Source organism: Xylanimonas sp. McL0601 (assembly GCF_049852175.1).
Taxonomy (GTDB): domain Bacteria; phylum Actinomycetota; class Actinomycetes; order Actinomycetales; family Cellulomonadaceae; genus Xylanimonas.
Genome location: NZ_CP187527.1, coordinates 2,668,677 through 2,689,574, shown reverse-complemented (window position 1 = coordinate 2,689,574; position 20,898 = coordinate 2,668,677). Strand labels below are relative to the sequence as shown.

The 20,898-nt window shown below is 69.8% G+C and carries 20 protein-coding genes; 11 read left to right on the top strand and 9 right to left on the bottom strand.

The window, feature by feature from the left end; all coding sequences use genetic code 11:
• Positions 1–248: 248 nt before the first annotated feature.
• From ACO4JP_RS12405 to ACO4JP_RS12395, 3 genes are all read right to left on the bottom strand, one after another.
• Complete coding sequence (locus ACO4JP_RS12405) at positions 249–2,312, bottom strand: HelD family protein (RefSeq protein ID WP_425954105.1); 2,064 nt, start codon at positions 2,310–2,312, stop codon at positions 249–251.
• A 352-nt stretch (positions 2,313–2,664) separates the two neighbouring features.
• A protein-coding gene (locus ACO4JP_RS12400) for an IS5 family transposase (protein ID WP_425957030.1) occupies positions 2,665–3,467 on the bottom strand; the annotation gives its coding sequence in 2 pieces (ribosomal slippage) (positions 2,665–3,131 and positions 3,131–3,467; 804 coding nt in all).
• A 667-nt stretch (positions 3,468–4,134) separates the two neighbouring features.
• Positions 4,135–4,260 carry a hypothetical protein gene (locus ACO4JP_RS12395; protein WP_425954103.1) on the bottom strand — a complete coding sequence of 42 codons (126 nt, stop codon included), beginning with the start codon at positions 4,258–4,260 and terminating at the stop codon, positions 4,135–4,137.
• A gap of 235 nt (positions 4,261–4,495) precedes the next feature.
• On the opposite strand from ACO4JP_RS12395, the gene ACO4JP_RS12390 reads away from it, so the two are divergent.
• The 4 genes from ACO4JP_RS12390 (at position 4,496) to ACO4JP_RS12375 (ending at position 8,528) form a co-directional block, all read left to right on the top strand.
• Complete coding sequence (locus ACO4JP_RS12390; protein ID WP_425954101.1) at positions 4,496–5,566, top strand: ISAs1 family transposase; 1,071 nt, start codon at positions 4,496–4,498, stop codon at positions 5,564–5,566.
• Between the two features lie 25 nt (positions 5,567–5,591).
• Entirely contained in the window at positions 5,592–7,046 is a 1,455-nt protein-coding gene (gene istA, locus ACO4JP_RS12385; RefSeq protein ID WP_425957105.1) for an IS21 family transposase, read from the top strand.
• Entirely contained in the window at positions 7,043–7,807 is a 765-nt protein-coding gene (gene istB / locus ACO4JP_RS12380; protein WP_425954099.1) for an IS21-like element helper ATPase IstB, read from the top strand. Before istA ends, istB begins: the two co-directional genes overlap by 4 nt.
• A 157-nt stretch (positions 7,808–7,964) precedes the next feature.
• On the top strand, positions 7,965–8,528 hold the full coding sequence (locus ACO4JP_RS12375; RefSeq protein ID WP_425954097.1) for a hypothetical protein: 564 nt from the start codon (positions 7,965–7,967) through the stop codon (positions 8,526–8,528).
• Positions 8,529–8,603: 75 nt separating this feature from the next.
• Here the strand turns inward: ACO4JP_RS12375 and ACO4JP_RS12370 are convergent, their stop codons facing one another.
• Together ACO4JP_RS12370 and ACO4JP_RS12365 are read right to left on the bottom strand one after the other, a co-directional pair.
• A complete protein-coding gene (locus tag ACO4JP_RS12370; protein WP_425954095.1) occupies positions 8,604–10,436 on the bottom strand; it encodes a DNA/RNA helicase domain-containing protein in 1,833 nt (610 codons plus the stop codon).
• Between the two features lie 913 nt (positions 10,437–11,349).
• Positions 11,350–11,673 carry a nucleotide pyrophosphohydrolase gene (locus ACO4JP_RS12365; RefSeq protein ID WP_425954093.1) on the bottom strand — a complete coding sequence of 108 codons (324 nt, stop codon included), beginning with the start codon at positions 11,671–11,673 and terminating at the stop codon, positions 11,350–11,352.
• A gap of 610 nt (positions 11,674–12,283) precedes the next feature.
• On the opposite strand from ACO4JP_RS12365, the gene ACO4JP_RS12360 reads away from it, so the two are divergent.
• From ACO4JP_RS12360 to ACO4JP_RS12350, 3 genes are all read left to right on the top strand, one after another.
• Entirely contained in the window at positions 12,284–12,529 is a 246-nt protein-coding gene (locus ACO4JP_RS12360) for a hypothetical protein (protein ID WP_425954091.1), read from the top strand.
• A gap of 143 nt (positions 12,530–12,672) precedes the next feature.
• Positions 12,673–13,053, top strand: a complete 381-nt coding sequence (locus ACO4JP_RS12355) for a MarR family winged helix-turn-helix transcriptional regulator (RefSeq protein WP_425954089.1) — start codon at positions 12,673–12,675, stop codon at positions 13,051–13,053.
• Between the two features lie 130 nt (positions 13,054–13,183).
• Positions 13,184–14,410: an MFS transporter gene (locus tag ACO4JP_RS12350; protein ID WP_425954087.1), complete on the top strand. Its 1,227-nt coding sequence runs from the start codon at positions 13,184–13,186 to the stop codon at positions 14,408–14,410.
• A 591-nt stretch (positions 14,411–15,001) separates the two neighbouring features.
• Here the strand turns inward: ACO4JP_RS12350 and ACO4JP_RS12345 are convergent.
• A complete protein-coding gene (locus tag ACO4JP_RS12345; RefSeq protein ID WP_425954085.1) occupies positions 15,002–15,946 on the bottom strand; it encodes an aldo/keto reductase in 945 nt (314 codons plus the stop codon).
• 271 nt (positions 15,947–16,217) lie between these two features.
• Here ACO4JP_RS12345 and ACO4JP_RS12340 point away from each other — a divergent pair, with 271 nt between their 5' ends.
• Complete coding sequence (locus ACO4JP_RS12340; RefSeq protein ID WP_425954083.1) at positions 16,218–17,012, top strand: hypothetical protein; 795 nt, start codon at positions 16,218–16,220, stop codon at positions 17,010–17,012.
• A gap of 291 nt (positions 17,013–17,303) precedes the next feature.
• Here ACO4JP_RS12340 and ACO4JP_RS12335 read toward each other — a convergent pair whose 3' ends face one another.
• Positions 17,304–17,924, bottom strand: a complete 621-nt coding sequence (locus ACO4JP_RS12335; RefSeq protein WP_425954081.1) for a TetR/AcrR family transcriptional regulator — start codon at positions 17,922–17,924, stop codon at positions 17,304–17,306.
• Positions 17,925–18,340: 416 nt separating this feature from the next.
• Between ACO4JP_RS12335 and ACO4JP_RS12330 the strand changes: the two genes are divergently transcribed.
• Genes ACO4JP_RS12330 through ACO4JP_RS12320 form a run of 3 tightly spaced genes read left to right on the top strand, consistent with a single transcriptional unit; the run spans position 18,341 to position 19,600 of the window.
• Positions 18,341–18,781, top strand: a complete 441-nt coding sequence (locus ACO4JP_RS12330) for a CPBP family intramembrane glutamic endopeptidase (protein ID WP_425954079.1) — start codon at positions 18,341–18,343, stop codon at positions 18,779–18,781.
• 25 nt (positions 18,782–18,806) lie between these two features.
• Positions 18,807–19,007, top strand: a complete 201-nt coding sequence (locus tag ACO4JP_RS12325) for a hypothetical protein (RefSeq protein ID WP_425954077.1) — start codon at positions 18,807–18,809, stop codon at positions 19,005–19,007.
• Positions 19,004–19,600, top strand: coding sequence for an LLM class flavin-dependent oxidoreductase (locus ACO4JP_RS12320; protein WP_425954075.1), 597 nt, complete (start codon positions 19,004–19,006; stop codon positions 19,598–19,600). Before ACO4JP_RS12325 ends, ACO4JP_RS12320 begins: the two co-directional genes overlap by 4 nt.
• A 193-nt stretch (positions 19,601–19,793) precedes the next feature.
• Here ACO4JP_RS12320 and ACO4JP_RS12315 read toward each other — a convergent pair whose 3' ends face one another.
• Positions 19,794–20,390 carry a VanZ family protein gene (locus tag ACO4JP_RS12315; protein ID WP_425954073.1) on the bottom strand — a complete coding sequence of 199 codons (597 nt, stop codon included), beginning with the start codon at positions 20,388–20,390 and terminating at the stop codon, positions 19,794–19,796.
• Between the two features lie 47 nt (positions 20,391–20,437).
• Positions 20,438–20,767 carry a hypothetical protein gene (locus tag ACO4JP_RS12310; RefSeq protein WP_425954071.1) on the bottom strand — a complete coding sequence of 110 codons (330 nt, stop codon included), beginning with the start codon at positions 20,765–20,767 and terminating at the stop codon, positions 20,438–20,440.
• Positions 20,768–20,898 lie beyond the last annotated feature (131 nt).

The window sequence follows — 20,898 nt, the reverse complement described above, 5'->3', positions numbered from 1 at the left end:
GACCTGATACGCCTCAATCTCGACCTTCAGCCGTGCCAGGTCCCCGACCATCTGGACCTGGACCGTCTCGGGGATCCGTACCGGCAGAAGATCAGTAGGTGTTGGCTGCGGTGTCGGAGCGAGTCCCAGGATGGCCGGAGTCGGGCAGAGGTCGGACCTGTCACGGTGTGGCGGCTGTGCCGTGACGGGCGCTGGTGGTCGGCGTTCGGGAAGAAGAAGGGCAAGAACGGCAAGCTGAGCGCGGTGTCCTACGCGGCCTCGGCACCAGGCCCGCTGAGCTCTGCGGGCAGGTCGTTCTGATGCCGAACGGCGAGTGACGTCACGGCGCGGGTCAGGCAGACGTAAAGTCGTCGCAGCCCCGACTCGTGCTCGGCCTCGCCTGCAACGATCCCCGCTGGGTCGTCGAGGACGACGTGGTCGAACTCGAGGCCCTTGACCAGCGAGGCCGGCACCAGGTCGAGGCGTGCGTCGAACTCGGTGGCCGAGTCGTGCTGCTGCGCTGTCGCCCTCCCGTCCTCCTCGCCGACGACGGCGAATGCCAGCCCCGCGGCCGCGAGCCAGCACCGGGCGGGCACGACCGCAGCGTCGGGCACGATGAGCCCCACGGACCCGTCGCGCGCGAGCGCGGCCCGCACCAACTCGACCGTCGGCGCCGTAGTGAGCAGGAGTTCGCCGCGGGCCCGCCGCACGGCCACCGGTGGCGCGAGTTCGGGTGCGATCCGGGGCAGCAGACGAGCCGCGAACTCGATCACGTCGCCGGGCACGCGGAAGCCGGCGGTCAGCTGCTCGACGTGCCCGTCGGGCTTGGCGAGATGCTCCAGGGCGTCGCTCCAGGAGCGCACGGCCCACGGCGTCGTCGCCTGGGCGAGGTCGCCAAGCACGGTGAGCGAGCCAGTGCGAGCGCGGCGACCGAGGGCGCGCAGCATCATGGGCGACAGGTCCTGTGCCTCGTCGACGACGACGTGCGCCACCGATGGCGCTCGCTCGAGCAGGTCGGCGAGCTCGTCGATCAGCACGAGGTCGGCGAGCGTCCACAGGGCCGCGCCAGGGCTCCGCGGCGGCGTGGTCCAGACGAGCGCCTGCTGCTCGGCGGCGGTGAGGACGCCGTCGGACATTCGCGCGAGATACTCCGGGTCGGCGAGTAGACGGTGGAGCAGCCGCGGGGGCACGACGGCCGGCCACAACGCCGCCGTGTAGTCCTGGACCACCTTGGTGCGCGCCAGAGTGTCCCACGCCCGGTCGTCGAGCGCGTCGCCGCTCGCCTCGATCTGCTGCAGGATCCGGTGCGCCAGGGCGTATCGCAGCTGCTCGCGTCCAGCGTCGTAGCGCAGGTCGCGGCTCACTACGTGCGCGACGGCGTCACGCGCCTCGTGCGCGGCCACGCGCCAGCGTCGCGACCCGCGCCGCAGTACCAGCGGCTCGTCGGGCTCGGCCAGGTGCGACCAGATGGCGCGGCGCAGCACCTGCGCCATGCGCGCGTCGCCCTTGAGCCGGGCGACCTCGGCAGGCTCATGTCCGCGCAGGCGACCGTGTGCGGAGACGAGTGCTTCGACCGTCGTCTGCGTGGCGTCGACCTCCCCAAGGGCCGGCAGCACGTCGCGGATGTACCGCAGAAAGCTCGCGTTCGGCCCGACGACGGTCATGCCCCGCCGCGTGACCTGCTCGCGGTGCGCGTAGAGCAGAAAGGCGGCCCGGTGCAGGCCCACCGCCGTCTTCCCCGTGCCAGGCGCACCCTGCACGACGACTGTGCGGTCGAGGTCGCTGCGGACGATGGCGTCCTGCTCGGGCTGGATGGTGGCGACGATGTCCCGCATCGGGCCGGTGCGCGGGCGCTCGATCTCCTGCTCGAGGATCTCCGAGCTCTCGCCGTCGGTCGCTGCTGGGTCGGACAGCACCTCATCCTCGAACCCGGTGAGCACGCCGCGCGCGAAACCGTACCGGCGACGGACCGCCACGCCCATCGGGTCCTGACGGGTGGCGCGGTAGAACGCTGCGCTCACCGGGGCGCGCCAGTCCACGACCAGCGGGTCGCCTGCGGTGTCCGAGACGTGCCGGCGGCCAACGTGGAAGACCTCAGCCCCGGTCTGCTCGTCATGGTCCAGCCGGCCAAAGAAGAGCGGCACGCTGGGGTCATCCGCGAGCTGCGCCATGCGGCGGGCAAGAGTCGCCTCAAGCACCTCGGCGCTGATCCGGTCGCCGGCGTGGACTGTCAGCGCCGCCGTGCGCTCGCGCATCCGGGCAAGCTCCTCGCGCGCCCGGACCAGGTGCGCCCGCTCCTTGTCGAGTTCGGCTTCGGACAAAGCGGCAGGCATGACTGACCTCCGAAGGAGTGCGCGGGTGGGAGCCGAACGACACTACCGGCTCGGGGACAAAACCGGCAACGCTTTGACCCGCGCTGACCCGAACCTTGTGCTTCTGGGGACCGATCCCCGCGACGGGCAATTCGCCGTCCAACTTCGACGCGAGGTGTGCGAACACTGCCGCGAGCTCTGCTGGCAGGCAGCGGCCGGGTGGGTCCAATCTTCCCCGGTTTGCCTTGCCCATGCAGCCGGCCATGGTCGGCAGCAGGCGGGCGGCGCGAAGTTTGGATAGGAACTACCGATCGAACGGCCGACGGCAGGGTGAAAATAGCCCGCGCAGTCGGCGGCGTTCTTAGAGGTTGTCTCACGTGGCGGCCTGGAGCTTCTTGAATGCCGTGATGGTGGCACCGAGGGCGACGAAGGCGGCGTAGAGCTTGCCGTGGCGTTCGTAGCGGATGGTCAGGCGGCGGTAGCCGGTGAGCCAGGCCAGGGTGCGTTCGACCTTCCAGCGGTGACGGCCGAGGCGTTCGGAGGAGTCGATGCCGCGGCGGGCGATCTTCGGGATGATGCCGCGCTGACGCAGGAAGGTGCGCAGGTGGTCGTAGTCGTAGCCCTTGTCGGCGCGCAGCTTGTCCGGCCGGCGCCGGCGCGGGCCGCGCCGGGATCGCAGCGGCGGGATGCCGCGGACCATCGGCTCGGCCGCTTGGGAGTCGTGCAGGTTGGCCGCCGAGACGCCGACGACCAGCGGCAGTCCGTTCGCGTCGGTGATGACGTGGATCTTGGAGCCCTTCTTGCCCCGGTCGACCGGGCTGGGCCCGGTCAGCGAGCCCCCCTTTTGGCCCGGACGCTCGCGGCGTCCAGGATCACCGAGCTCCAGTCCACCATCCCAGCCGCCCCACACCGGTCCAGGACCCGCCGCTGCACGCGGGCGAACACCCCGGCCCGGGCCCAGTCCGTAAATCGCCGGTGCGCCGTGGCCGGCGAGACCCCGAACGAGCCCGGCAGCATCCGCCACGCGCAGCCGCTGGTCAGCACGTACACGATCGCGGTGAACACCGCCCGCGCGTCCACCGGCGCTGTCCCGCCGCCCTGCGGACGCGGCTCGAAGGCGGGCAGGTCGGGTTCGACAAGCTCCCACAGCTCGTCCGGGACCAGCCGCAACGACAACGGATCGCTCACGCCCCCGGATCATGCCGCCCCAAGCATCGCGAACCGCGCAAACACGCCGAACCAGGGTGAACCACGTGAGACATCCTCTTAGGCGCCAATAGGTTGGGACCGTGGGTTTCTCGGTGAAGTTGGCACCAGGTATCAGGGTTCGTGCGTCGAGCCGGGGGCTGCGTGCAAGCGTCGGTCCCCGGGCCGCCAGGATTCATGTTGGCGCCGGTCGGACCGGGTTCTCCACCGGGTCCGGCCCGTTCGGCTACTACACGAGTCTGAGTGGATCCGCCAGCCGTGCTGGAGCGGGGTCACGCAACCGGACGTCGAGAGGGGCGACGACGCGCGCGCTCGCACAGGCCGAGAAGGCGGAACAGGGGCAGGAACTCCTGAGGACGCTGTTAGCGCTCCTCAGCCTGCATCGCCAAGACTTCCCTCCCGCCGCCCACCCCGTCGCGCCGTTGCCTGCCCAGACCGATGAGGCGGCCGTCGTTCGCCGGTTTCAGGAGTCCGACCTGCAGGGCATCGGCCTGTTCGCTTGGAAGGCATGAGTGTGGTCACCTGATTTGGCCCCACCTGGAGCCGTTTTCTTCACGAATCTTGGCCCCGGCTGGGTGGGTGATCTCGCGGGCGGGTGGGGCCGCGTGTCTTCACGAAAGTTGGCCCCACCCCCGGTTCAGATCTTCTCGACGACGTCGTCGGGGAGGTCGGAATGGTCAGGTCCAGGGTGGAGCTGTTCGAAGAGATCCGTGTCGATCACCGCCGTGAGGAGCTCTCGATCCGTGAGCTGGCGACGCGGCACGGGGCAGGGCTCCGGCGTTCTCGGATGGTGGGCATAACCCGTGACAGATCGGGCGTAGTGGTGTAGAGGCAGGCGAACGCGGCACCTGCGGGATGATCGAGGTTCCTACACCGATCGACATCCGGAAGCTGGTGCCGCGTCCGTGCCCTCATCCTTGCCCATTGCTGTGCCGGCTGGCCACGAGGTCCCGGCTGGTGATCAGGTTCCGCCCGGGCTGGCCGCTGCGCTCGGCGCTGTGGTGGATCCTCGTCGCCGCGAGGGCCGCCGTTACCCGCTGGCCGGCGTGCTCACGCTGACGGTCTGCGCGGTCCTGGCCGGGGCCAAGACGTTGACCGAGATCAGCGAGTGGCTCGCCGCCGCGCCCGCGCGGGTGGTTCACGATGCGGGGCTGACCGGTTCGCGTCGCCCGTCGGAGACGACGGTGCGCCGGCTGCTGGGCCGCGTGGAGCCAGGCGTCCTCGACCAGGTCGTCGGTGCCTGGCTCGCCACCCGGCACGTGCCTGCCCCTGGTGCTCGGCGAGTGCTCGCGGTGGACGGCAAGACGATCCGCGGCGCCCGCACCCGCACCGGCGGCAAGACCCGTCAGGCCCACGTGGTCGCCGCTCTGGACCACGCCACCGGCACGGTCATTGGGCAGGTGCAGGTAGCGGGCAAGGACGGCGGCGCCGACTCGGAGATCGGCGCGATCCCGCGGCTGCTGGACCGCTTCGACCTCGCCGGCGTGCTCGTGACCGCCGACGCGCTGCACACCCAGCGCGCCCACGCCGCCTGGCTGACCGGCCGCGGGGGCCACTACGTCATGACCGTCAAGGGCAACCAGCCCACCCTGCTCGCAACCCTGAAGGCGCTGCCCTGGCCGCACGTGCCGGACATCGACGTCACCCGCGGCAAGGGCCACGGCCGCCTCGAGACCCGTATCCTGCGCGCCGTGATCCCGCACACCCCGATCGACTTCCCCGGCGCGAAGCAGGCGCTGCGCCTGATCCGCCGCGTGAAGAAGGGCGGGCGCTGGCGAGTCGAGACCGTGCACCTGATCACCTCCCTGGACTACGACCAGACCACCGCAGCCGAGCTCGCCGACGCGATCCGCGGGCACTGGGGTATCGAGAACCGCCTGCACTGGGTCCGCGACGTCACCTTCGACGAAGACCGCCACCAGGCCCGCACCGGCCATCTACCCGCCGTGCTCGCCACCATCCGCAACCTCGCCATCAGCGTCCTGCGCCTCGCCGGCCACACCAACATCGCCGCCGCACTCCGCGCCCTCGCACGAGACCCCGCGCAAGCGTTCGCCCTGGTCAGATAACAGAACGGTTAAGAACGCCGAGGCCCTGCGGCACGGGGTGCACCGGCGCACGGTGCGCCAGGCGTTGGCGTCCGCGGTCCCGCCGCCGCGCAAGGAGTACGCCTCGCGGGGCCGGCCGGCGATCGATCCGTGGAAGGAGTTGATCGACGCCTGGTTGAGCGCCGACAAGGACGTGCCGGTCAAGCAGCGGCACACCGCCCGGCGGGTGTGGCAGCGGCTGGTCGCCGAGCATGGCGCGGACCTGTCGGAGGTGAGCGTCTCCCGGTATGTGGCCCTCCGGCGCCGCCAGCTGGGCCTGGACCGCGTCGAGGTGTTTGTCCCGCAGGCTCACGACCTGGGCGCGGAGGCCGAGGTCGACTTCGGGGAGTTCCACATCCGCCTGGCCGGGCAGGATCTGAAGGTCTGGATGTTCGCGATGCGACTGTCCGCCTCTGGCAGGGCGTTCCACTACGCGTTCGCGAACCAGGCGCAGGAGGCGTTCCTCGAAGGGCACGTGCGCGGGTTGGCGTACTTCGGCGGGGTGCCCGCCCGGGTCCGGTACGACAACCTCAAGCCTGCCGTGGTGCGGATTCTGCGGGGCCGAGACCGGCTCGAGAACGACCGGTTCACCGCGCTGCGCTCGCACTACGGGTTCGCCTCGTTCTTCTGCGTCCCGGGCAAGGACGGTGCGCACGAGAAGGGCGGCATCGAGGGCGAGATCGGCCGGTTCCGCCGCACGCACCTGGTGCCCATCCCGGACGTGGCCTCGATGACTGCCCTGAACGAACTGATCGCCGCCGGTGACCTCGCCGACGACGCCCGGGTGATCACCGGGCACCACGCAGGCGTGGGGGTCGAGTTCGCCGCCGAGCAGGCCACCCTCGCGCCGTTGCCGGGCGAGGCGTTCGACACCTCCTCGGTGATCAGCGCGAAGGTCGACTCCCGTTCACGGGTGTGCGTGCGCCAGGCGTACTACTCCGTCCCGGTCCGCTACGTCGCCAAGCGCCTGACCGTGCGCCTGGGCGCCGCCACCGTGGAGGTCCTCGACGGGGCGAAGGTCGTCGCGGTCCACGAGCGGGCCACGGCGAAGTACGTCGACGTCCTCGACCTGGACCACTACCTGGAGATCCTCGCGCGCAAGCCCGGCGCGCTGCCCGGCGCTACCGCGCTCGCCCAGGCCAAGAAGTCCGGGGCGTTCACCCCGGACCACCAGGCGTACTGGGACGCGGCGCGGGCCGCGCGCGGGGACGGGCCCGGCACCCGGGACCTGATCGAGGTCCTCCTCGCGCACCGCACCCTGCCCGCGCCCGCGCTGAGGGCGGCGATGCGCACCGCGATCACCACCGGGATCCTCGACCCGGCCTCGGTGCTCATCGACGCCCGCCGCGCCGCCGAACCCCCGCTCGCGCCCGTGATCCCGATCGATGCCCTGACCCGCTACGACCGCTCCGCCCCCACCCTTCACGGCTACGACGACCTGCTGACCGGCAATAACCGATGACCAGCAACGACGCCGCCCTGGCCGCGATCAACGTCACGACCAAGGACCTGTACCTGACCACGGTGCGCGCCGAGGCGCAGCCCCTGGCCGCCGCCGCACTACGCGAGCAACGCTCCCACCTGGCCTACCTCGCCGACGTCCTGACCGCGGAAGTCGATGCCCGCGCCGAACGCCGCCGCGGGCGGCGGATCAAGGAAGCCCGGTTTCCCCGCACCAAACGGCTCGCGGACTTCGACACCACCAGCTCACCGATCCACGGCGCCACCCTCGCCGCCCTGGCCACCGGCGCCTACCTCGCCGCGGGCGAACCCGTCGTCCTGCTCGGCGACTCCGGCACCGGCAAGACCCACCTGCTCATCGGGCTGGGCACCGCCGCCTGCGAGATGGGCAAGGCCGTGCGCTACACCACCTGCGCGAACCTGATCAACGAGCTCGTCGAGGCCGCCGACGACCGCGAGCTGGCCCGCACCGTGGCCCGCTACGGCCGCCTGGACCTGCTCTGCCTCGACGAGCTCGGCTACGTCCACGCCGACCCCCGCGGCGCCGAGCTCCTCTTCCAGATCATGACCGAACGCGAAGAGAAATCCTCCATCGCGATCGCCACCAACCTGCCCTTCAGCGAATGGGGCACCGTGTTCCCCGACCCGCGACTCGTCTCCGCGATCGTCGACCGCGTCACCTTCAACGCCCACATCCTGCAGACCGGCACCGAGTCCTACCGGCTCCGCACGTCCAAGCGCCGCCGGGGCCAAGATTCGTGACAACAAGTGGGGCCAGAACACTTGACTACACGCAAAGGCACGTGCGGCGGCGAAGGCGGAGGCACTCGCGCGTGCTCAGGCGCACGTCGCAGCGGAACGGGCAGCGGGCGAGACACAACGTGCCCAGCAGCAGGCCGAGCTCGATTCATGGTGGGCGTTGCTGCACGCGAACGACCCGTCGACTGTGCTGGGCGCCCTGGCTGCCGCGTTCGAGGACAACGAGGCGGTAGCGGCACCAGTGGGGGTCTGGGACCGGGATGCTGCCATCGTCGTGCTCGTCCCGCCGGTGAGCGCGGTGCCTGAGCGGCGACCCGCTTTGACGCCGGCGGGCAACCCCACGCTGAAGAAGCTGACCAAGACCGAGACGGCGTCGATGTACGCCGAAATGGTCGCCGGGTTCGCGATCGTGACGGCCAAGGAGGCCTTCGCGGTCGCTCCGGGACTGTCGTCCGTACGGCTGATCGCGGTTCGCAACGGCGCGGCGGACGCCTTCGGCGAGAAGAAGACCGAGATCCTGGTCGGGGTTCGTTTCGAGCGTTCGGTGCTTGCCCGCGTCGACTGGGCGAACGCCGAGGCGTGGCAGGTGCTCACCGACGCTGGGGCGGAGGTGGCCTTCTCGATGAGGGGTCGGCCGCAGGCGCGGCAGGCACTAGACCTAACCGGTGAACCTGGCCTCGCCGCGGTCCTGGACGCCATTGACCTGGATGAGCTCGAGGCCTGACATTCGATGTGCCAAGCCCTCGGTTCCACGCTGCCAGTCCGTCACCCGGACACCGCGGATGGTGAAAGCCCGAGACTAGTTCCCCGGATCCACGAGTGCGCCGAGCATCTCCCGTGTCTCACGATCCGTGGAGTAGATGATCGTGCCGACCATCCCACGCGTCATCAGCACCTTGTACGCGTTACGGATCAGCCGATCGACGTCGGCGTCAGCAATCTGCTTCTTGAACGCCGGGTCTTTCGACCGATCCCGCTGCATGACCCAGCCGCCTCGGCCGTCGTTGGCGGTCGCCCGCCACACCAGGTCGTCCGCGACGATCACGCCGTTCCAGTCGTACTCGAATCCCTGCGCGGTGTACACGCAGCCGACCTGACCGAACCCGGCAGGGTCCGTGGCCCAGAGTGCTGAGGGCGGCGCGCCTCCCACGGAGCGGTCGTCGTTGAGATTCCAAGGTCGTGACCACGTACCGATCTGGACGTCGGGAACGAGCGTGCCGTCCTGGCGCGGCTTCGACCATGGCCACGCGTAGCCGGCGGTGATCCGGGCCCCGTAACCGTGGAGACGCTTCGAGTCGAGGATGGCCTCAAGCTCCTCGGGGGAGTCGGCTACGTCGACGTCGAACGCGTCATCGCCCTCCCATGGCGTAGGCCCGCCGTCACACAGACCGAGCAGCCGCTCGACCCACTTGATGTACGCCTCACTGCCGCCGGAGCGGAACTGGGCATCGAGGTCCACCTGGACGACGTCGAGGCCCTTAGCCGCCGCGGCCGCGCGGATGTCCGCGGGCGTTCCGAGCTCGCCCGGCCGGACCACCTGGTTCTGATCGAGCAGGAAGACCGGTACCCGTGCGGCGTCGAGCAGTTCGTCGACCTGCTTGCGCGCGGCGTCGCGCACCTCCTTGCGTGTGTATCGGTCCACCGAGGTCTCTCTGATGCGATGCGCCTCGTCGAGGATGAGGACGTCGAGACCGTTCTTCTCGGCACTCATGAAGTTGTTGAAGTACTTGAAGAGCTGCTGCGTCCGCGTCGAGCCCTTCCCTGCGACGCGTCGCAGCGTGATCGTGAAACTGCGTGACCCCGTGGCGTGGACGACGGATCGCCCCTCGCGCGCGAGGTCGCCGAGCAGCGAGAGCGCGATGACCGACTTGCCGGAACCCGGTCCGCCCGTGACAAGGACGACGTGCTTGCGGTCGGAGCGGTGTGCCTGGGAGACAGCGTGCAGGACGAGATCGACCGCGACCTTCTGCTCGTCGAGCAGTACGAACTGCTCGCGCTCACGGATCTCGTCCGCGGCAACGGCCATGAGTTGCTTTGAGGGACGGGTCGCGGAACCCAGGAGCCAGTCCGCCGCCTGAGCGCCAGACGCCGCTGGCGCGAGCAGGGTCCGCAGATGATCGTGCAGCTTGGTGCGCCTCTCACCCGTGAACAAGGGAGCGAGCGCGACAGTCACCGGGTCCAGCAGCTCAGCGACGCCATCGTCGACGGCGTTGTGGAGGTAGGCGACCCCCTGGATCTGCTCGGGCTTGCCGGCGAGCGTTGCGACGAAGTCGCGCATGTAGTCGACGTAGCCCGCGACCTGGACGCTGGGGTGCAGGGTGTGGCGGTACCGTGCGCCATCGACCGTGACGAGAGTGTCGCTCTCCTCGAACCGGTGTGCGTTCGTCCACTGCTTCAGCTCGACGACGACGTACGACGGATCGCCCGTGCGTGGGTGGACACCCGCGAGGATGACGTCCGAGCGCTTGGACGTGAGCGGCAGGCGGTGCTCGAGGATCACCTCGACGTCGCCGAGACCGGCATCGTGGAGGTCTCGCGCTAACGCCGGCAGCGAGTGGTGCCACGAACGGCGCTCGCCGACACCGACGGACACACCCTGGTGGGCAAGCTGGGTAGCCAGGTGACTCTCCACGGCGCTGGGATCTGATTCGAGCGACGACAGCAGCGTCGTCGCGGAGTAGCGGACTGTCGACACACCGTTCCCTGGGCAGCACGAAGAATCGTGCGGCGGGGGACATGTCGGCCAGGGTCGAAGTCCGTCGATACCGCGAGGTCAGCCAGAGAGTACGACGTCGAGTTCGCAGTGGCGCCCGCGACGCGCGCTGCGCGAGTCAAAGGCGGTCGGTTCTGACCTGCATGGGGCCGGAACTGACCATCGTGCCGATGCGCACTAAGGATGAAGGCGGTCCCAGTGCGCGGGCATGGGAACCGCCGTCCACGCTGGATCGGGCAGCCATGCGTCCCAGTCGGCGTTGAACGGCAGCCGTCGTGCCATCGCCACACCGACCATCGGTCTCCGCGCCGGTAGACACGCACCACCGTGTGCCCCGCCCAAGCGCGTTCGTTGTAGGTGCCGTCCCAGGCGGTCGGGAGGATGGTGCGGGCATTGGGGCCCGCTCCTTGGCCCGCTCGGGTCCGCATTCCCGAACCTGTGCTGGTGCTGACCGCCACGAGTTCGCCGTCGTCGAGAACCACCGTGCCCGCGACGGCGAATCCGACCGCGACACCGCGGGGGCTTCCGTGGTCGCGGACACTTCGGAGCGCCACCGGGGCGCCGCGCCGGAACCGGATCGGATTCTCTTGATATGTCAGCGGGACCTCATCGTCGAGCATCGGCAGAGCCTAGAGTCTCGACGGGCGGCATAGTGGCCTTGGGCAACGGCCGCGCTAGCTGTGGTCAAGCCGGCATTGGCCGCCTATGGCTCCCGCACGCTGCGCTCGGTGCCGGAGGACCTTAGCTGAGCACATCGGCGCGGCGCGTGACGTCGCGGTGGTCGACGACACCCAGGCGTTTCGAAACTCTCAGAACCCGATTCTGGCTCGCCTCAGGAGCGGTCGTACTTGGTGCTTCGCCCGCGCGAGACGTCGGCCGGGTACTTCGCTCGCGTCTCGGCAAGCTTCTCCGTAACGATGGCATCGGGATCGAGCCCGAGCTTGTCCGCGAGCAGGAGGCAGTAGGTCAGGACGTCGGCCAGCTCGGCTCCGACGTCGTCCAGGTCGAAGTCGGCATCCCACTGGAAGCACTCGAGGAGCTCGGCCGCCTCGATCGAGATGCTCTTGGCGAGGTTCTCGGGCGTGTGAAACTGCGCCCAGTCGCGTTCGGCGACGAAGGCGCGCAGAGAGGCGATCACGGCGTCGCTATCGGTCATGGCCCGACCGTAGCCATGTTCACCTGATCAGGCCCTGCTGACCAGTAGGGCGAGGTGCCGCATCGCAATGGGAGGCCGGGTAATCTCCCCGTCGGCAGCGGGCAGGTGGAGCTCGTCGGGCGCCTCACCGAGCTGGTCGACCGCCTGCGCCGGGTCACGGACGCGCTCGTGGGCAGCCACGCGCTCGAGCACTGGCTCGCCACGCTCGAGGGCGGCGTCGCCGCCCTCACCAGCGTCCCGGCCGCCGACGGCTGGCAGCTCGCGCAGGTGCGGCGCGAGCTGTCGCGGGTGCGCGCCGACGCGCCCGACCCGAACGTCCCCCTGCGCCTGGCGGACGTGCGGGCGCTGCTCGCCGACCGCGTCGCGGCCGGCCCACCCGGGCGAACTTCCGCACCGGCACCCTCACGGTCGGCACCTGGTGCCGATGCGCTCGGTGCCGCACCGCGTTGCCGCGCTGCTCGGGCTCGACGACGGCGTGTTCCCGCGCGTCGGGATCACCGACGGCGACGACGTGCTGGCGTGAGACCCGCGCACCGGTGAGCGCGACCCGCGCAGCGAGGACCGGCAGCTGTTCCTCGACGCCATCCTCGCCGCCACCGAGACGCTCGTGGTGACCCACAGCGGGGCCGACGAGTACTCCGGCCAGGAGCGACCGCCGGCCGTTCCGCTCGGCGAGCTGCTCGACGCGCTCGACGAGACGGCGCGCACGCCCGACGGGGACGCGGTGTCGCGGGCCGTGACCGTCCGGCACCCGCTGCAGCCGTTCGACCGGCGCAACGCCGAGCCAGGCGCGCTCGTGCCCGGCACCGATTCCGCCACCTCGACCGCCACCGCACCGCCACCGGCCAGAGGGTGAATCTGCCAGGTCAGAGGGCATGTCTGCAGGTCGTTGTGTGAGGCAAGATGCGGTGCATAGGCACGTTATGTTATAACGATGCTATGGGTCGAGGTGAGACAGGCATCAGCGGGGGAGACCTCGCGATCCTGCAAGAGCGGATGGTGCGACTCGTCCGCGAGGTGTCTACGGTCGGTGACCTCTCCTCGACCGCGGCGTCGGTGCTCTCGCAGCTAGCTCGCATGGGTCCGTCTCGCATCACCGACATGGCCCATGTGGCAGGGATCTCCCAGCCGGCGATGTCGCAACTGGTGGGCAGGCTCGAGCATGAGGGGCTGGTCACCCGAGCCGTCGACGGTGATGACCGCCGGGGCGTGCTGGTGGCGATCAGCGACCCGGGTCGCGCCGTGATTGGCGCCCGGCGTGCGCAGCGAGCGGCCATCTTCGACGAGGCGCTCGGACGGCTCGACGAGTCGGACCGATCCAGGATCGCGGCCGCGCTCCCGGCGCTCGACCGGCTTGTCGAGGCCGTGCTCGAGCCCTGAGCAAAGCGGGGCCCTCGACGGCGTGCGGCTCCGAACCACGGAAGAACCAAAGAGAGAAAAGGTAGTGATGACAACCCTAGAAACGAAGGTCGCTGAACCGCAGGGATCCGCCGTCAGGCAGCCTCGTGCGGTGTGGGCGGTCGCCTTCGCCTGTGTGGTCTCGTTCATGGGCCTGGGCCTGGTCGACCCGATCCTCACCGCGATCGCCAAAGACCTGAACGCGACCTCCGGGCAGGTGTCCCTGCTCTTCACGTCCTACCTGGTCGTGACCGCGGTGGCCATGCTCATCACTGGATGGGTCAGTTCGCGGATCGGTGTGAAGTGGACGCTGATCAGCGGTCTGGCGATCATCGTCGTCTTCTCCGCGCTTGGCGGGCTGATGAACAGCGTCGCGGGGATCATCTGGGCGCGTGCGTTCTGGGGGCTGGGCAACGCCCTGTTCATCGCCACGTCGCTGGCCACGATCACGAGCCTGGCCAAGGGTCCGCTCAAGAAGGCCATCCTGCTCTACGAGTCCGCGCTGGGCATCGGCATCGGTCTGGGGCCCATCGTCGGCGGTCAGCTCGGTGAGCACATCGGGTGGCGTGGGCCGTTCTTCGGCGTCGCGGTGCTCATGGCGATCGGCCTGGTGGCGACCCTGCTGTTCCTGCCGGCGACCCCGAAGCCCGAGCACAAGGTGTCCGTCGCGGACCCGATCAAGGCGCTGAAGTACCCGGGCCTGCTGGTCGTCGCCGTCGCGGCACTGCTCTACAACTTCGGCATGTTCGTGCTGATGGCGGTCGGTCCGTACCCGCTGGCGCTCGGCTCCACCCACTTCGGCGCCGCGCAGATCGGCTGGGTCTTCTTCGGCTGGGGCATGTGCCTCGCGGTCATGTCCATCTGGGGCGCGACCTGGCTCGAGGACCGGGTCGGCACGTTCGCCGCGATCATGGTCGGTCTGGCCGGTTTCACGGTCTGCCTCGTCCTCATGGCCGTCTTCTCGCAGGGCAACACCTCCGAGGGCGTCAGCGGTGGGCAGCCGTGGGGCGTCGTCGTCTGCCTCGTTGCAACCGGCCTGTTCCTCGGCATCATGAACACCACTGTGACCACGCTGGTGATGGGCGCGGCCCCGGTGCCGCGTCCGGTGGCCTCGGCCGGGTACTCGTTCGTGCGCTTCTTCGGCGGTGCCGTCGGCGCGTATGTCGCGGGGAAGGTGGCTGAGCACACGTTCCAGGGCGCCTTCATCCTCGGTGCCGGCGGCACCGTGGTGGCGCTGATCGTGCTGGTGCTGTTCCGTCGCTTCATCGGGAGTGCGCCCGTGCCCGCGCACGGTTCAGTGGAAGAGGCCGAGATCCTCGAGGCTGCGGACGCCGACTGACGAGGCCGGGCGGCCGTCGGCCCGACGGCACCCCAGGCTCGCAGCAGGAGCGGATTCGGACGAACCTGTCCCGTCGCGCTCCTGCTGCGGGTCCTTCCCGCGCGGACGCCCGCCCATGGACGGTGACGTCGGCGAATGCGGGCGACGTGCAAGGTTGCCTGGAGTTGACTGACGATGCGCGCAACAGCCGTGCTCGAGTGCTTGAGGTCCCCGGGCGCTGTGCAGGATCGCCAACACCTCGACGGGCTCGACATCCTGAAGCAGGGGTAGCGGCCACCCGGGGGTCGCAGGGTCGCTCGCCGCTGTCCGCCTGCTCAAATCCAAAGAGCCGGGATACGAATGCAGACCTCCGGGGCGGCCATCGAGCGGGCGGCGAGCGCCGAGAGCTCTGGGTTGGGGGAGGGCACCGAATTGTCTCGCCGCCAACCTTCACCGACGTTCCAGTCAACCCATCTGACGTGGACCTCGGGATCGGCGGCGCGGTCGCCGTCGTCACGGGCGCTGGTCGCGGGATCGGCCTGGCCGTGACGCGGACGCTCGCCGCGGACGGGTGCGGTCGTCCTGGCCGTGTCTCGCAGTATCTGGCAACAGTCAACGCGGTCCTTCGAGGCGATCCAGCTGCTCGGGCGTGAGGGTGAGGCGGACGGCGTCGAGTGCGCTGTCGAGCTGGTCGACCTTGCTGCCGCCGAGCATGGGCCGAACCCCGTGGGAGACGTGCCACGCGAGCACGGTCTGTCCGCGGGTGGCGCCGAGCTCGGCGGCCACCTCGTCGAGGACCGCGAGGCGTGCGGTGTTGCCGAGGTGGTCGTAGATGTCGGGGATCGGCTTGGCGGGGTTGTCGTAGGCGCCCGACAGCAACGGCGTGTACGCCCACATCTCGAGGCCGTGCGTGCTCGCATAGTCGCGCTGCTCGTCCGACAGGACACCGAACGGGTGGTTGGTGGGGTTCGTGCCTGGACGCGGGCGCAGGTAGGTGCTGTTGTGCTGTAGCGCGTCGATCGGCGTCGACCCGATCTGGCGGGCGTGGGTGCGCGCCCGCTCCACGCGCCACGCGGGATGGTTGGAGGCACCAACCCGGCCGGCCAGCCCTGCCCCGGTCACCTCGGCCAGCGCTTCGACGGTCTCCTCGATCGGCGTCGCCCGGTCTTCCATGTGGATCCAGAGCAGATCGACCGAGTCGAGGCCGAGCCGGTCGAGGCAGGCCGCGAACCCGTCCCGCACCGCGCGGCGGGAGAGCCCTTCGCGCTGGGCCGGGAACGAGCCGGCCCACAGTGCGTCGGCGCCGACCTTCGTCGCGATCTTCACCTGGTTGCGCACGCCGGGTCGGGCCGCGAGCCAGCGGCCCAGGAGGCGTTCGCTGTCGCCACCCCGCCCGTCGGCGCTCGCCCAGAACGCGTACGCGTTCGCGGTGTCGATCCATTCGCCGCCGCGCTCGACGAAACGGTCCAGCACCGCGAACGAGGTGGTCTCGTCGACGGCGGTGCCGAACATCATCGCGCCGAGGACGAGTGCCGACGTGGGTTCTGCTGTGCCCATGGGATGTGCAACCTCCGGTTCGCTCTGCATTTCTCTCAACCCGACGACGGATCAGGGTCAGCCAAGCAGGTTAGGGGGCTCTTTCGCATTGTCGACCCGGTGGAGACGAATGAGCTCCACGGGGACTTGTGGGGCCGATGCGTCACAAACAATCGCCGGCTTGCCCGAGGCTCGTTTCCTTCGGGGATTCTTGGACCGCGCCTGGTTGCCTGCATTCGTGCCGTTCGGCACCCGCCCGATGCCGGTTCTGGTGGTCAGCCTTGGAGGCGATATGGACGCTCGACCGCGCTGGTTCCGCAACCCGAGAGCAGCGAAGGTTCCCGAGATCACCGTGCTCTTCTGGGTCGTCAAGGTGCTGACCACGGGTATGGGCGAGGCGGCAGCCGACTACTTCGCGCTTCGGAACCTGGTGCTCGCGGCCGCCGTCGGCCTCGTCGGCTTCGTCGTTGCGATGGCGGTTCAGCTGCGAGCGCGCCGGTATCGGCCGTGGGCGTACTGGTTCGCGGTCTCCATGGTGGCGGTGTTCGGCACGATGGTCGCCGACGCCTTGCATGTCGTCGTCGGCGTGCCGTACCCCGTCACGACCGCCGCGTACGCCGTCGCGCTCGCGCTGATCTTCGTGGTGTGGCAGCGCGTCGAGGGCACGCTGTCGATCCACTCGATCACCACCCGCCGTCGGGAGGCGTTCTACTGGCTCGCCGTACTGGCGACGTTCGCTCTCGGCACGGCGGCGGGCGACCTGACCGCGATCAGCCTGCACCTGGGCTACCTCGCGTCGGGGTTGCTGTTCGCCGTCGCGATCCTGGTGCCGCTTGCAGGATGGCGACTCGGGGCTGACCCCGTGCTCATGTTCTGGTGCGCCTACGTGCTCACCCGCCCGCTGGGCGCGTCGTTCGCCGACTGGATCGGCAAGCCGCATCCCGCCGGTCTGGGCCTGGGCGACGGGGTTGTCGCGGCAGGGGCGACCGTCGTCATCGCGGTGCTGGTCGCCTACCTCGCGCGCAGCGGGCACGGCGTCCAGACGCCCGACCGTAGTCAGAATCCGGCAGCGTGGTCGCGACGATGAAGTGGGCCGGCAGACTGCGTCGACGGTGGATCCGGCTCTGTGAGGCCCACGCGACCCCTGGACTCTCGACGCGTCCCCGAACTCCTCACCCTCAACCGCGGGCCGGCACGATCGTCGGCATCGAGTTCAGCCACACGCGCGTCACGGTCGTGGTCTCTGACGCGACATACCGAGTCGTCGGCTCGCGGGTCCGGGATCACGGCCGCAACGCGTCGTGGACCCGACGGGTGACCGCCGCCGTCGACTTCGTTGACGGCCTCGTCCTCGACGCCGCGGATGTGGCCCCAGCTATCAGATCTTGAGGCCGTTCCGGAGCATCGCGTAGCCGCTGCGCGTCCGTTCCGCGACGTCGCGGTTGAGCGTCTCGGCGTCAATGCCCGCGAGGACCAGTTCGCGGGTGCGGTCGACGAGGGACCTCTGGATGCCGAGGATCGCCTGGGCTGCGGCCGCGGCATCGTCTCCGATGGCGGTCGTGCGCGCGAGGACTGCGGAGAGCGCGGCGGCGGCGGCGGTGTAGGAGACGCCTTCGCGCGCGAGCAAGGACGGACTATCGGTGATCATCCTGGTGATCGCGAGCAGGCGTTCCCGGGCGGCGGTGTCGGGAGCGACTGCCGGCTGAGCGAGGAGGAACGACTCGATCGCGTCGATCGTGCCGGTGCCGTCGGGTCGGTTCTCGATGGCGTCGACCACTCGCACCCAGAACTCGTCGAGCCGGTCGTGGACCAGGTCCTCCTTGGTGCGGAAGTAGTTGAACACGGTTGCCTCCGAGACCCGGGCGGCCCGGGCGACCTCGGCCACCGTCACCACGGTGAAGCCGCGCCCGATGAAGAGCTCCAGCGCGGCATCCATGATCGCTGTCCGGGTCTGCTGCTTCTTCTGCTCGCGGAGGCCGGGCGGGGGTATCGGGTTCACTCGGGTCTCCTTCGGGTGCTCGTAGTGTCTCAGTCGGCGAGCTTGCGTCGCGGCTGCGGGCCCGTCACAAGCTTCTGGTATCCGGATTAGGGTGGGTCTAAACTTAGAGCGACTCTAACGAAGGATGCGGCGGTGATAGAGCACGGGGTGCGGGTCGAGTCAGAGGTGTCCGGTTGCCGGCTGCTCGCTGGACTGGGGATCGGCATCGGTCTCGCGGTGATCCTGGGAGCCTGGAGCTGGGGGATCACTTCGCTGTTCGCTCCCGATGCGGTGGGCGGCGTCGCCTTCACAGTCACGGTTGTCGCGCTCGCCTACGTCGGTGTCCTTGCCGGACTCGTGATCGCCTTCGGAGGGCCACGCGCTTTCTCGGCACCGCCGGCTACCGCACCGCTTCCACCGATGAGCTGCTCCACGGTGTGTTCGGCTGGCTGGTGGTGGTGGTGTCTCTCGCGGTCGTCTACCTCGCCTGGGGTCTTGCTGCAGGCGATCCGCTCGCCATGCTGCGGGCCATGCTCGGGGTGCTCACCGATGTGGGTCGGTTGTCGGGGGCGAGCTGGTATGTGCTCGCGCTCATTGCGGTACGAGTCCTCTTCCTTGCGGCGGCGCTGGAGGAAAGCCTGTTCCGCGGACTGCTGCAGCCGTGGCTGCAGCGCCGTCTTCCGGTGTCGACCGCCATCGGGATCACGTCAATGGTCTTCAGCCTGATGCACGTCTATCCGGTCGCCTACCCTGCCGGGCTCATCTTCGGCGTCATCGCCGGGATCCTGCGCGTGCGCCGCAGCACCACCGCGACCTTCGCGATGCATGTGCTCACCGACGTGACGCTCCTCGTCGTCGCCGTCCTCATCCGTGCATGACGAAAGACTCGACGTGAACCCGCCCATGCGCATCAGCATCAGTGTCACCAACTTCTCCTGGCGCGACGATCGCCTCACCCTGGCCGAGAGCCTCAGCCGGGTCGCTCGGGCCGCCGACGCCGGCGGCTTGCACGGTCTCTGGGTTGCCGATCATCTCCTGCAGGCCGACCCCTACGGCGCTCGCCCGGACGAGACGGAGATGCTCGAGGCCTGGTCAAGGCCGTGACGACCCTCGATGTGCTCTCCGGTGGGCGGGCGATGCTCGGCATCGGCGCTGGCTACCAGAGCGCGGAGGCCGCCGCGATGGGCCTGCCCCTGCCGCGCCTGTCCGAGAGGTTCGACCGGCTCGAGGAGACTCTGCGCATCGCACTGCGCATGTGGGGAGAGGGCGCATCACCGTTCCGGGGCGCGCACTACGCGTTGGATGCGCCGTCCAGCAGTCCCGCACCGCTGACGCGACCGCACCCACCCATCCTGATCGGCGGAACCGGCGAGAAGCGCACCCTGCCGCTCGTGGCCCGCTACGGGGACGCCTGCAACGTCTTCGACATCCCCGACGGCGGCCAGACGGTGCGCCACAAGCTCGACGTCCTCCGCGAGCACTGCGCGGAGATCGGACGTCCCTACGACGAAATCGAGAAGGTGATCTCCACCCGGCTCCGGCCCGGCGAGACGGCGGCGTCGTTCGCCGAGCGCTGCAGGGCGTTCGCCGAGCTCGGCGTCGACCACGCCGTCGTGCTCACCACCGGCCCATGGGCGCCTCCGGACATTGGCACGCTCGCCGAGGTCGTCGCCGAACGGCTCCCCTCGGCGGACTGAACCCGGTGGCCGTGCAACTCGGTTAGCTCGGTCGGTTTCCCTACGGACGTTGCCGCCGGGCGGCGGCCCGGTGTATTCAAGTCAGACGGATGCTCAGCCGCGATCTCATCGATCCGACCCCTGGGGCCGCTCTCAATACGACCGGGCCAAGCCGGCATGACTCGAGCCGTCGGTCGAAAGTGCTGCGGCGGAACTACAACCGGAACCGGATGCCCGTCGCCTGCAGCCACGTGAAGAACCCCACGGTCAGGACGACCAGAACGACGACGAGGGCTACGAGGAGCCAACGCTGGGCGCGGTCGCCCAGCAAACGGAGGCCGAGCCAGGCGATGCCCAAGCCGACGAGGCCTCCGGCACTGTTCGTGAGGACGTCGGTGATGTCGCTGGCTCCGATGCCGAAGACGAACTGGACGATCTCGAAGACCACCGATACCCCGACGATGGGAAGGAACACCCTGGCGAAGCTTCGCCGCCGGGCCGCCAGGTAGACGAGCACACCGAGCGGGACAAACACGAGCACGTTGACGGCGAGCTCGCTGGAGCCAAGTCCGCCTGCGGCCGTGCCGCCAAACGGAACCACGTTGACCGACCGGCGGCCGACCAGGTCGCCGAAGCCGTCGGTGTGGATCTTGAGCAGCACGACCCACGCGAGCGCCAGCACATAGACCCCGAGGACGACGCGCTCGACGGTCCTGCCCGTGGGGGCCGGGGCTGGCCTGGCGTCCTCGGCCACACGTTTCCCAGGCTTCTCGGCGAACCCAGGGACGGGGTGCGGGTCGCGCGCTGCCACGGGACGAAGGTTACAGGCGCCGCCTGAGGTGCCAGCACTTCGATGAGTCATCCCAAGTCGTGTCGGGCATCGAACCGGTCGGAAGAGTCGCCACCATTCACCGCGAGAGAGAGGGGCGGCAGTCTCCGCGCTCGGCGGAAACCCATGTCACACCCCGCCCGAGCGCAGTCGTCCTTCTTGCATGACCTCGAAGCGACCCGCCCGTCCCTGCGGGCGACGGCGTCGTCGAGCTGGCGCACCCGGACGACGCGGAAGCGCTCGCCGCGCTGCAGGACGAGCTGACGCGGCACGCGGTCGAGGTCCGGACCGTCGCGCTGGCGGGCGACGCCGAAGGCGCGCTGCGGGCCGCCGAGCGGCACCGCCTGCTGTGCGCCCACCGCGAGGGCCCGTGGGGCGTCGCGCACTGGAACCGGCAGGTCGAGCGCTGGCTAGGCGAGGCGTCCGGCGCGTACCTCGGGGCGGCGGTCGGCGTCGAGTGGTACCCCGGGCGACCGGTCCTCGTCACCGC